Annotated in this window: 11 protein-coding genes; 3 read left to right on the top strand and 8 right to left on the bottom strand. The window is 32.9% G+C overall.

Annotated elements, in window-relative coordinates:
* Positions 1-75 precede the first annotated feature (75 nt).
* The 4 genes from ACREV6_RS01450 to ACREV6_RS01435 form a co-directional block, all read right to left on the bottom strand.
* Positions 76-993, bottom strand: a complete 918-nt coding sequence (locus ACREV6_RS01450) for a reverse transcriptase domain-containing protein (protein WP_431576254.1) — start codon at positions 991-993, stop codon at positions 76-78.
* Between the two features lie 2,014 nt (positions 994-3,007).
* Positions 3,008-3,997 (bottom strand): PDDEXK nuclease domain-containing protein, encoded by a 990-nt coding sequence (locus tag ACREV6_RS01445; RefSeq protein WP_431576253.1) that lies wholly within the window; start codon positions 3,995-3,997, stop codon positions 3,008-3,010.
* 55 nt (positions 3,998-4,052) lie between these two features.
* Positions 4,053-4,292, bottom strand: a complete 240-nt coding sequence (locus ACREV6_RS01440; RefSeq protein WP_431576252.1) for a hypothetical protein — start codon at positions 4,290-4,292, stop codon at positions 4,053-4,055.
* Positions 4,293-4,810: 518 nt separating this feature from the next.
* Positions 4,811-6,544 (bottom strand): serine hydrolase, encoded by a 1,734-nt coding sequence (locus ACREV6_RS01435; RefSeq protein WP_431576251.1) that lies wholly within the window; start codon positions 6,542-6,544, stop codon positions 4,811-4,813.
* A 286-nt stretch (positions 6,545-6,830) separates the two neighbouring features.
* Here ACREV6_RS01435 and ACREV6_RS01430 point away from each other — a divergent pair, with 286 nt between their 5' ends.
* The 3 genes from ACREV6_RS01430 to ACREV6_RS01420 all read left to right on the top strand — a co-directional run bounded on the left by ACREV6_RS01430 (position 6,831) and on the right by ACREV6_RS01420 (position 8,808).
* Complete coding sequence (locus ACREV6_RS01430; protein WP_431576250.1) at positions 6,831-7,100, top strand: hypothetical protein; 270 nt, start codon at positions 6,831-6,833, stop codon at positions 7,098-7,100.
* 101 nt (positions 7,101-7,201) lie between these two features.
* A complete protein-coding gene (locus ACREV6_RS01425) occupies positions 7,202-7,882 on the top strand; it encodes a DUF5680 domain-containing protein (RefSeq protein ID WP_431576249.1) in 681 nt (226 codons plus the stop codon).
* A 56-nt stretch (positions 7,883-7,938) separates the two neighbouring features.
* Positions 7,939-8,808 (top strand): methionyl aminopeptidase, encoded by an 870-nt coding sequence (locus ACREV6_RS01420; protein WP_431576248.1) that lies wholly within the window; start codon positions 7,939-7,941, stop codon positions 8,806-8,808.
* Between the two features lie 259 nt (positions 8,809-9,067).
* Here ACREV6_RS01420 and ACREV6_RS01415 read toward each other — a convergent pair whose 3' ends face one another.
* The 4 genes from ACREV6_RS01415 to ACREV6_RS01400 form a co-directional block, all read right to left on the bottom strand.
* Entirely contained in the window at positions 9,068-9,304 is a 237-nt protein-coding gene (locus tag ACREV6_RS01415) for a DUF2922 domain-containing protein (RefSeq protein WP_431576247.1), read from the bottom strand.
* A 71-nt stretch (positions 9,305-9,375) separates the two neighbouring features.
* The gene (locus tag ACREV6_RS01410) at positions 9,376-9,600 is read right to left on the bottom strand and encodes a DUF1659 domain-containing protein (protein WP_431576246.1); all 225 of its coding nucleotides are present in this window, start codon (positions 9,598-9,600) and stop codon (positions 9,376-9,378) included.
* A 192-nt stretch (positions 9,601-9,792) separates the two neighbouring features.
* On the bottom strand, positions 9,793-10,974 hold the full coding sequence (locus tag ACREV6_RS01405) for a GNAT family N-acetyltransferase (protein ID WP_431576245.1): 1,182 nt from the start codon (positions 10,972-10,974) through the stop codon (positions 9,793-9,795).
* Positions 10,975-11,085: 111 nt separating this feature from the next.
* Positions 11,086-11,556 carry a hypothetical protein gene (locus tag ACREV6_RS01400; protein WP_431576244.1) on the bottom strand — a complete coding sequence of 157 codons (471 nt, stop codon included), beginning with the start codon at positions 11,554-11,556 and terminating at the stop codon, positions 11,086-11,088.
* Positions 11,557-11,764: the final 208 nt, after the last annotated feature.

Raw genomic sequence — 11,764 nt, 5'->3', positions numbered from 1 at the left:
TAAGGTAGTTTGAAATCTCCACCTGCATGGCGATTTCGGAGGGCCCTCCTCCATCATCTGTATAGCACAGCTATATTAAGCCACTCTTGCGAGTTGCTTACCACGCTTTCGTGGCGCACAGTCGTCTGCATATCTTACCAGATATGCGGGTATTAAGTTTGACCTTTCTCGTAATGCAGACATCTTTCCCCATTGGATGGAGTAATTAAAGTTGGTAGATTTGTTCTCCCATTGTTTAGACAACCATTCATCTAACATATCCAAATAGGCATTTGCTAGTAACGGTGAAATTATTGAACCCTGTTGAGTTCCATCTTTGTTAATCTCACATTCACCCACAATACCTGCTTTAAGCATAGCTTTAATGATTTGGAGTATTCGTCTATCTTTAATACCCATGTGATACAAACGTTTGAGTAATATGCCATGATTAATTTTATCAAAACATTTACTTATATCCCCTTCTACTACCCAATAATATCCTATTTTATGAACTAAATCAGTCAATCGTTGCGTTGCCATTTGTGCATCTCTCATAGGTCTAAATCCATATGAGTGATTAAAGAATTGTGCTTCAAGAATTGCTTCAAGCACTATCCTTATACATTCTTGTACAATCCTATCTCTTATAGAAGGGATACCCAATGGTCGTTTTTCTGCTTTTCCTGGTTTATCAATATACTCACGTCTAATTTTCTGTGGAATGAATCTTATAAACGCACTTTGAATATCTTCTATAACCCATTCATAGGATTTTTCCAAATAATCCTTCTGCATTGTTTTCGAATCAATTCCAGGGGTCTTACTACCTTTGTTGGACTTAATATTGTGTATTGCAGTAACTATTGTTGTTTCTGATGCCATGATTTCAACTAGCCCTCTAATCGAGGGTCTTTTACCTTCTAATTTCGCTAATTTTGAAGTATTATATAACTCATCTAGTGTTTTTCGCAATCTTGTTTCAGATTTTAGGTAGTCAAATTTTTGTGCCACATTCACCGCCTCCTTTGGATTTGGTATTTATGGTTTTAGTCAGTTTTGCCTACGGCTTCCTCGACAGACTGGTCACATGTTTTACTGTACAAACTATGCCCCTTCACTCTACCCCCATTACAGAAGCTTCATCACTACTACAGGCTGCTGCCCTGCAATCTCACCAATCATTTCCTATTGATTAGGACTGGCATATCACCCATTACGTCTTCTCACGTATCCTATTGCAGTTCCCTTGTTCCCGTCACTTTAGCTTTGCATAACAGTTTTAGCTCTACCCTTTAACCCGACTGTCACTTTCAATTAGTGTGATTTCAATATTAAACGCCTTGGACCTTTACGGTTTTCAGTTGAATTCCACCGAAGTATATGTAATTCAACGACAGTACCCCACATGGGGCGAGTTTCTTCTTATTTGAAACCCTATAATTTACGAGCCGTACTTTCGGGTATTCGTCAGTCTTTAAGACATTATAAGCATGACTGTTTTTTAGCTTCCAGCGTACTTATTATCATCACAGATAACATTTTCCGCAACTTCACCGAGCTTCGCACCTCAAACATGATATTGTTTGGGCACGTCGGAGTATTAGAAATTTTGTAACCCCTCACACAGGGTCAGGCAGGTACTTCCCCTGCCGATTCAAATGACGAGTTCTACTTGCTTTTATCTTTCACTAGTAGTCCGGTTTTATTATATATTTCTATATAGATTGTTCGGAAACAAGGCGCACACTTCCCATTATAGACATAATCTACTGGACCTAACTTCCATTAGTTATACAGTACAACCCACTTTATGATTTAACATATATTTTATCTTATTTCGGCACAAAAGTATTTTTTTCCTGCAATATTTGTAAAAATAGGTAAAAAAGAATAAACCCCTGAAATTATCCAGAGCTTCATTAACTATTTTATAAATACTTCTTCACTGCAGTTCTTACAACCTAGTACTCCACTTCTAATCTTTGTTACTTCAATCTATAAAACAATCAAATACAGACCTCAGGTTATATTCAGTCTGCATTTAATCGTTAGCTTCTAAAGTTTATAATTCTATTTCGTTAAGTACATCTCTTAGTTTTTTAATTCTTCTTCTGTTAGATTTACTCCCTTACCCATCTTTTAATGTTCATTTTAGATGCAGACCTCATGTTATATCTAGTCTGCATTTAATCGTTAGATTCTAAAGTTTATAATCCTATTTCGTTAAGTAAATTTTTCAGCTTTTTAATTTTTTTGTCAGATTTACTCCCTTACCCATCTTTTTAGCATAAGTATCTCTAAGTTTTCCATTGTTTTCGTCCCCAAACCCCTTGAAAATCAAGAGATTATAATGCCAAAGCTAGTCCTTTTTTAGGTACCCACGGCGTGCGCGAATTCTAGTTAATTTTAAATTGTCTTTACTTAAATTATTCTATATAAATAATCAAAAAAATCTTAAGTCTACGCAGCGCCTTTGATAAAGCTCGCTCCAGCCGCCACTACCGCGACTTTTACCGAAATGGCACTATTGTTCCTGATTGCCCGTACAATTAAGCTAAAGACCCGTGGCTCGATAAATTTCTAATACGAAATTTATCGAGCCACTAGAATTTAAATAGTTTTGAATAGTCGTTAATTTTAGATTTTAACAAGTTGAGAGCTATGCACGCATATTTAGCTTAATCATATTTACAGGAGCTTATTGTACATTGCTTTGATTAGTTAGCAGCAAAAAGTACCTCATGCTTTAATATCTTTTTTACCTTATTTCAACATAAAACTTTTTTTCTCTTGAAATATTTATAAAATTAGGCAAAATAATAAAACTCTGAGATTACCCCAGAGCTTCATTAACTATTTTTCAGTTTTATAAATACTGTTTGACTGGAGTTATCCTGTAGTATATTTATTGTGACAACCTTATAGCCTACATCAGAATAATTTCCACTCACTAAAACTCATACCCAATCACTCCTAGATTTTTTCTTATATCATTCTCTAGTCGTCTGCTTTACCAAATATTTTTCTACTCCTCATTTTCATGCATGGTTTCTTCAACCTCAAGTATCTCTCTATCCTTATTTATTTCTCTCTTTAATTCTTCTTCCGTTGGCATATAAAGCATATACTTTGAGGCAAATATTTGTTTACTCTCTTCTAAAATCGAGTATTTTACTATAGTTTCATTTTTTTCAGAACATAATATAATCCCTATAGTTGGATTATCATCTTCACCCTTTATTTTTTTCTCATAGTATCTAACATAGAAATCCATTTGACCTAAGTCCTGATGAATTAATTTACCTAGTTTTAAATCTATTAACACAAAACATTTAAGCAAATAATTATAGAAAACTAAGTCCACATAGAAATGTTCTCCATCAGCTGTTATTCTTCTTTGTCTTCCTACAAATGAAAATCCTTTTCCAAGTTCTAAAAGAAACTCTTGTAAATTATCTATTAATCCTTGTTCTAAATCTCTTTCTAGAAACTTTTTATTTTCTTTTAGATCTAAGAATTCTAATATATAAGGGTCTTTAACCATATCATTTATACCTTTAGAAGGTTCTAATTCTTTTATTTCATTCCTTACTTCATTTCTATTTTCCTCTTGAGTTGATAGGAGTCGTTCATAATAGAAAGAATTAATTTGTCTTTCTAACTGTCTTGTACTCCAATTACTTTTAATACATTCATCTATATAAAAAGCTCTTTTTCTTTCATCACTAAGTTTAATTATAAACCTATAGTGAGTCCAACTTAATTCTTGACGCAGTGCGTCAACATTGTTGATTAACAAATAAAATTTCCTCATTCTTGATAAATTACTTTTATCGAAACCTCTACCATAATCAATTGTAAGTTTTTTTGATAATTCACTTATTAGTTCTTTGCCATACTCTGCTCTTACATTGCCCTCTTTTGCTGCGTAAATTATTTTTCCTATTTCCCAGTAAGCTTTAACCATATAAAAATTAACAGAAGAATAAGCCTTAGAACGCGCAACGCCTTTCAAGGATTTCTTGAATAGCAAACAATAACTTCCAGTTATTGTTACGTAGGCCTGGAAATCAGGTAAAATCAAGCCTAATATTAACTGGAGTTAACGGTATTATCTGATCAATACTTTTATTTTGTCCACTTGTCCACCTGTCCCGGGTATAAACGGCATATTTACTAAGTTTCAATGCATCTTTGGGACAACTAGGACAAGATTCTCTTACGCGGGTATGCGTATTAGGCACACCTACCCTTGTTATTCTACCTAATTTACATACCTCTATAGACAATTCTTGTCCCACTTGTCCCAAAGTACCTCAAAGTCCTGATTCCATAAGGCTTTGATTGGTGGGACAAGCTTTGGGACAGCCTATAAGCTACTGTCCCAAAGATTTCCTCATATAAACTCTTTACATTCCGTAAATATGTAAGCATACTTGCATCTTCCCCCAAAAGTTAACACCACAGCTATCTTCTGCTTTACACTTTTCATTTAATACATTAGGAAATATCTGAATCATATTGCTTAACAATTTATAATCATTATGCTTTATTCCCATCTCAACGTAAATTCTATGGTAATGTTTTAACCATTTTCCTATACTAGTCTTCTTATAACTTCCCTCTGTAAATTTAATTAAAACAAACCAAGTTGGTATACCGCATGCTTTAATATATATTTTATGTTATTTCAACATAAAACTACTTTTTTCCTGCAATATTTGTAAAAATAGGCAAAATAATAAAGCTCTGAGATTACTCCAGAGCTTCATTAGCTATTTTCAACACTCCCTTTCCTACCTCAACCGATCAATTAAGTATTCATTTTCTATATCTGTTGTTTTAAATACTCTCTAGCATTTTTAATGAATTCTACTGCATTTTGATTATTTTGATTATATTCTAAAGATTTTTTCATGGTTTCAATAGATAACTCATACTGCTTATCAAAGAAATATGCCTCTCCCAGACTGTCCCAGGTATTAGAAGACTCAGGGAAAAGAATAGTATTGATTTTTAGAAAAGCTATAGCAGTATTATGATTCCCCCCCCAAATACAGTTGTATCCATCGTTATTTAAATTATTTTGTAGCTGATTTTTCATATCATTATCCTTTTTCATAACTTCCTGATAACATCTTACTGCCTGCTCTAAATTATCTGCTTCGATATAATCGCTGGCCAGCCTCTCTCCATTATTTAAGCGTTCTAGTTTCTTATCATTCATATATAATTCACCGGAACATTCTCTAAACTCAATCTTAACAGTTCGATTTATACCAATCATAATGTTATTGCCCACATAATCAAGCTGTTTCGGTTCATTAAAGATCGTTTTATAAACCAGTTTATTATTATCCTGAAAGATTTTCACTGTTTTATCAAATTCCATTCTGTAATTACCGCTGAAAAGTTTAACTTCAACTGCTGATAAATCAATTTTTTCATAATCAGGATGCAATATATTATCAAAGTCATAAGTTGCTGCAGCACTTCTGAAAAAAGGCATCTTCATTTCATACCCTCTCTGGGAATTACTCATCAAAATCACACCGAACTCTTTTTCTTTATGAAATAGCATGCCACAAGTATAACCTTCATTATCACCACCATGTCCTAATAATTGCTCTGCACTTATTTTTTCATTACACAATCCAATATTATATTCCCCATTTAAAACTGGAGTGGTCATAATTTCCATAAACTCTTTAGTAAGGATTTTATTCGATTCACCTTTTAAGGATTTTTGCACTTCTATAGAAAACTTGGCCAAGTCTTCAGCTGTGGTCCATAATCCTGCAGCTGCCATTTCAGGATAAATGTGTCTTTTTCCAATAACCTGTTCCCCATCATTGTTGTGACCAGCAGTAGCTATAGCGCACTGTTTTTCGTTTAAAGCAGAGTTACTATAAAAACTATTGGTCATACCTAGAGGGTCTAAAATCAATTCCTGCATAATTTCTTGAAAGGGTTTTTGCAACTGATCTACTAAAGCTTGCTGTACAATTGTATATCCACCACCGGAGTAGCTAAATTCAGTATTCGGTTCCATATTCACAATAATTTTATCCGTATTGGCAGGAAATTCACCGTTAAGCACCTGCACTAAAGTTGGAATCTCAGCATCAGGCTTATAGCCCGGAAATCCATGCACTGTAACTCCAGCCGTATGTGATAGCAGATTTCGCAAAGTTACTTTATTTTTGGCAGTAAACTCATTCTCCGGCAATTTCCAAGTTATTAGATATGAATTTATATTTTCATCAAGATCTAGTTTGCCATCCTGAACCAGCTTCATTACCGCTAAAGCCGTAAGTGGTTTACTGATAGACGCAGCCTGGAAAATAGTATCTGTATTCACCAGCTTCTGTGTTTTTGTATCTGAAATCCCATACCCCTTAGCCCAAACTATTTCAGATTTATGAATTACTGCTACACTAATACCAGGCGTGTTGCTTTCTTTCATTAGTTCTGTAATTGATTTAAGTTTATCACCTTTGATAAAATATTCTGGACGAAGACCGTTTTCAACTTGTCCAATTTTTTCTTGTTTGCTTTGCATATTCGTACCCCCATTATTGTTTAGATTTTTTGCCTTGATTTTATAAGTTCAAATCATTAGCGTATTTTTCTTTCGCTAGCAATTGTCTTAGCATTTTTACAGTTACCACCTCATGCCTTAACATCTATTTTATATTATTTCAACATAAAACTACTTTTATCCTGCAATATTTGTAAAAATAGGAAAAATAATAAAACTACGGGATTACACCAGAGCTTCATTCGCTATTTTTTAACTTTATAAATACTATATTAGCAAACAGAAATTGGAATGTAGTGAGAATTTCTTGCTACTAATATTAGTAGAAAATATTTCTATTAATATAATAAATCAATTGAGAATTGCTGGTCTTTCAAGTAAACTTATAGCAGGAAATACTCCCTATGAAATAGCTGATAATTTCATATATCCAGTTACGGTGAAGGAAATGGGTGCTCAAGACAAGAATATCTGCAATTGTTATCACTTTGGTAAGATTATTATATTAAATAAGTTGAATGTAACACAATATCAATTGTGTTACATTCAAAAAAATCATCTATATATAACATTCTAAATAAAATTCAAAAGCAACTTATGGTTGACAAAAATGTTATGTTTAAGTGGTAGCAATATGGTTGTATTATCAGTAGAATTATATAAAAGGGGTGATTAAAGATGAGTTTTCCGGAACAATTGCAGATTCTTAGAAAAGGAAAAGGATTATCGCAAGAGAAATTAGCTGAAATGCTTGGTATATCAAGGCAGGCAGTTGCAAAGTGGGAAGTTGGACATTCATATCCTGACATTGCAAGACTAATTGCGTTAAGTGATTACTTTAAAGTAAGTATTGATAAATTGGTTAATGATTATGAAGAAAATTGTCGTTTATGTATAGAAGAGAAAAAAGTTGATTCTACACATGAAAAAACAGTAAAATTTTTACGTAATGCCAAAAGAGCTACATATGCAGGAAATGCTGTTGAAATTCAATCTTCAAGACCTAATTCACATGATTTTGAGTATACACAAGGAAATCTAAAATATATTGATACTTATTTAGGGGGAGAGCAATTTGGAGGAGAAGAAGCCTTATGGGAGGATGATATTCCATTTTGGTCAATGAATTATACAGGCAGAATTATTGGGGAAGGTTTTTCAGGGAAATTTTTAAAAGAAGCATTAAGTTTAGTGTCAGAAGAAAATCCATATCGTGGACCTATGGTATATCAAGATGGACAATATAAATATCATTGCATTGTTAATGGAGAATTTAAGTGGTTTCAAGGATATGAGGAAATTTATTTTGATGATAGGAAGATATATGAGTGTTTTTTTCATGGTGGAATTATTAAATAATAGATTAATTGGATGTTATTTTTAGTTGAACTAATCTTAATATAGGAGAATGTATAATGCGCTTATGTAGAAATGATAAATGCTGGTGTGGAAGTGGAATAAAATATAAGAATTGCCATTTGAACTTTGATAAAAAGTTAGAAAGCTTGAAGAATCAAGGCTACATAGTTCCAACAAGAAATCTTATTAAAAACAAAGATCAAATTGAAGGAATCAGAAAAAGTGCTAAAATTAATAATGGCCTTTTAGATTTAATTAGTGAAAATATTAAAGAAGGAATGACTACAGAAGAAATTAATAAACTAGCTCATGAATATACAATATATCACGGTGGAATTCCGGCCACGCTTAATTATGATGGATTTCCCAAAAGTATTTGTACATCAATTAATGATGAAGTGTGTCATGGAATACCAAGCGAAGATATAGTCCTTAAAAATGGTGATATTATAAATGTTGATGCAACTACCATACTTAATGGATACTATTCAGATGCGTCAAGAATGTTTATGATTGGACAAGTAAGTGATGAAGCTAGAAAAATAGTAGAAATAAGTAAGGAATGTTTAAATAAAGGAATAGAAGCAGTGAAACCTTGGAGCTTTTTAGGTGACATAGGCGCTGCGGTGCAAGAATATGCAGAAAGTAATGGCTACTCAGTAGTTAGGGATTTTGGAGGACATGGAGTTGGACTAGATATTCATGAGGATCCATTTGTTTTTCATTTTGGAACTAAAAGAACAGATATGATTTTAGCACCAGGAATGGTATTTACTATTGAGCCAATGATAAATGGTGGAAGTCATGAAATATTTATAGATGAGGATAATGGATGGACAGCATTTACTGCTGATGGATCACTTTCAGCACAGTGGGAGCATACAATTCTTGTAACCGAAGATGGAATTGAAATAATATCGAAATAACAACGCTTCATCAAAATCTAACGAGTGTACCGCTTGTTGCATTGAATATACCATATTAAGACTAATATAAGAGCTACGTCCCCCTTCCTCCATATATATAAGTTAAAAACCTAAAGGAGGAATCACCCATGAACAAAACCCAAATAATAAAAGACCTGATTCCAGGCACTCTAGTATGCTATGAAAAATATTAATTAATAGAGTATTACACTATAGATAAAAAAGCTTCCACCAAGTTATCCTCGGTGAAAGCTTTTTACTATGCTACATCAACTGTACTAGTATCAGTAGTAACTACCTTAGCATCTTTCTTGCCAGTTAATTTGCCACTGGCAGATGCAAATATATCTTTTGCAATGACTAAATCCATAAGCGCATTTACCTGCGCTTCTGTCACAGTTGGAACTCCATTTTCATCAGCTTTAATGTCATCTACAGATAAAGTAAAATACTTACCTTCTACAGATGTTAAAAATCTCATAACTAATTTGTTCATATCACTTTTCCTCCTTTTAATTATTTAACTCAATGGTTTTGAGTTTAGGCCTTTCAATTTTCAACTACCAACTAAGCATTAACTAAGCTGAACTGATCTTCTCTGTCTAGTCCGAATAATGGATAATTTTTAATGTTAGAGATGGCTTGTCCTACAGCAAAAATGTCCTCGTCCACCGCAGTAGTTTTTAAATTACTTAACCTTTTTGTTGCATGTTTTTCTTTGCCTTTCTTGTCAACGCCTACTATCATAGTAAGTTTTAAGGAACTTGCTACCTTTGTCGATTTAACTGCCATGTTAATCACTCCTTTCATTTTGTTTTCATTTAATATATATGCTCTTCCAGAAGTTTTGCGTTTTTTTTGAAAATAAAAATAAAAAAAATAAGAATACCAATCTAATCTGGTACCCTTATTTTTGAGATTTTCCTATAACGGACGTCCCTTTCATCTGGATCTAATTTTTCTAAGGCAGCATAGAGCCTCTAATTAATCCCATTGTCCTGGAAATCTTAATTTTTGTAGTTGTGGAAATTTTTTATTATATTCTTCCACTTCTTCCTTTGGAAGATTTTCAAAAACTTCAGATTCATAGAATTTTCCTTTTATGCCCTTCATACTATCTTCTGCTAATTCAATTCCCATAAATGCATCAAAGTTTTTACCATCAGCGCTTGTAATATTAAAGTTATCACATGTTTTAAATCCTATTTGAGGATAATAATCTGGTTCTCCAAAAATTACAATACCTTTATACCCTTTATTTGCAGCTAAGCTCATTGTTTTCCTTAATAACAGCTCACCAACTCCACATCCTTGCCATTTAGGCTCTATGCAAAGAGGTCCAAAGGTTATCATTTCATGTGTATCTGCACCATCAACAACTCGTGCCTTTGAATACACTATACATCCTATTACATCTCCATCCTTTACTGCTATTCTGCTTAGCTCAGGAAGATAGTCTTTATCTTGACGTAATTTATGCACAAGGTAATGTTCGTCACATCCAAGATGATGCTTATTCCAAAATGCATGCTGTGTCATTAACTCTACATTGTACCAATCATCCTTTATTTCCATTCTGACTTCTATTTCTTCATGATTTAATCTTTTCTTTTCTTCTGGAAACCATCCAAATTCTAACCTTACTTCTTTTCTTTGTAAATCATTGTTCTTGTAGCAACAAGTATCCATACCAATCAAGCTAAAGCCTTCATGCTGATAAAAATCTACTGCATTAACATTACAAGATTGTGTTTCTAGTATAATAGCTCGACGACGTTCTCTTCTTGCTTGCTGTTTTGCCATTTCAATTAACTCATGACCTATTCCTTGCTTTTGATATTTTTCTGCTACCCAAAGTTCTGTAATTCTTAGACGATTAGACCATAGCTCTTGATCAGTTTCAATTGCAGCAACTAATTTATCATTAACTAACACTCCCCAAGCATAAGCATTTTCCCAGTGTTCTTCATATAACTTATCTGGAAAATCATATTCTTCTGGTGTATGAGTTACTGGCTCTGTAAAATCTTTCTTTTCTATCTCAATAGCAAATCCACTATCTATTTTATTTACTATAACATCATAATATTTATCTGTTTTATACTTTATTGGAATTATAGTTCCCTTCCATTTCTCTTTTGGTAAATGTATAATTTCATATTCCATAATCTTCATCCCCTCTTTTTTATATCAGTTATTGTCTTAGCACGCTCTAGTTCTGTTCACTTTATAGTTACCATCCCCCCCCGGAGCAAAATTCCTATTTATCTATAATCCCTATATACCATGATGAAGTATAAAATATTTATTATATATAACTTTTTCTGAAAATAGCTGTATCTTTCTAAAACTCTCAACAAGTTCATCTCGATCTACTTCAATAATTTTGTAATAACCCTCTGTTATACACTTATCATTTGTTATCCATTCATAATTCCCAGCAAGTTTTAAAGTAGATGGACCATTTGAAAATAAGTCTGCCCATGCTTTTGCTATTTTAAATATAACCTCAGATCCCTCTTTATCAAATAATGTAATTCCATAATTGTTTAATCCAAATCCTTTTTCATAATTCATTGCTGGATTAATTGATGGTATCCACATCAATGTATCGTGTAGGTATTGAATTATATCATCATGAATTAATATGATATTACTTGAATCTTCTGACGAGAAATAATCTCCATCATATGACATTTCTTCATACTCATCATGTGTTACTAAAAAAAATTCATGTTCAAGTCCCATAAAAAACCTCCAAGCTTATAAAGTTTTGAGTGTTTATAATAATAACTGAAGTAATATTTTACTAATTTGAAATAAATATTTTTCATAATTCACTTCGAATTAGCACTTATTTAAATAGGATTTCGTCTAACGTTCTCACACTCAAGACATTTCTGAGACCTATCGCGACGCGCTTGGCGAAGGAATGAGCTTTGGCTGTCTTTTTAAG

Origin of the sequence: Clostridium sp., assembly GCF_050717515.1 — a bacterium.
Taxonomy (GTDB): Bacteria; Bacillota; Clostridia; order Clostridiales; family Clostridiaceae; genus Clostridium_AD.
The sequence above is the reverse complement of the archived record's forward strand: the minus strand, read 5'-3'. Positions and strand labels throughout refer to the sequence as shown.

What these genes read in the sequence shown, in the direction of transcription:
- ACREV6_RS01435 (WP_431576251.1), bottom strand. Translation starts at nt 6,544, where the DNA reads ATGCAAAGCAAACAAGAAAAAATTGGACAAGTTGAAAACGGTCTTCGT.
- ACREV6_RS01425 (WP_431576249.1), top strand. Translation starts at nt 7,202, where the DNA reads ATGAGTTTTCCGGAACAATTGCAGATTCTTAGAAAAGGAAAAGGATTA.
- ACREV6_RS01420 (WP_431576248.1), top strand. Translation starts at nt 7,939, where the DNA reads ATGCGCTTATGTAGAAATGATAAATGCTGGTGTGGAAGTGGAATAAAA.
- ACREV6_RS01415 (WP_431576247.1), bottom strand. Translation starts at nt 9,304, where the DNA reads ATGAACAAATTAGTTATGAGATTTTTAACATCTGTAGAAGGTAAGTAT.
- ACREV6_RS01410 (WP_431576246.1), bottom strand. Translation starts at nt 9,600, where the DNA reads ATGGCAGTTAAATCGACAAAGGTAGCAAGTTCCTTAAAACTTACTATG.
- ACREV6_RS01405 (WP_431576245.1), bottom strand. Translation starts at nt 10,974, where the DNA reads ATGGAATATGAAATTATACATTTACCAAAAGAGAAATGGAAGGGAACT.
- ACREV6_RS01400 (WP_431576244.1), bottom strand. Translation starts at nt 11,556, where the DNA reads ATGGGACTTGAACATGAATTTTTTTTAGTAACACATGATGAGTATGAA.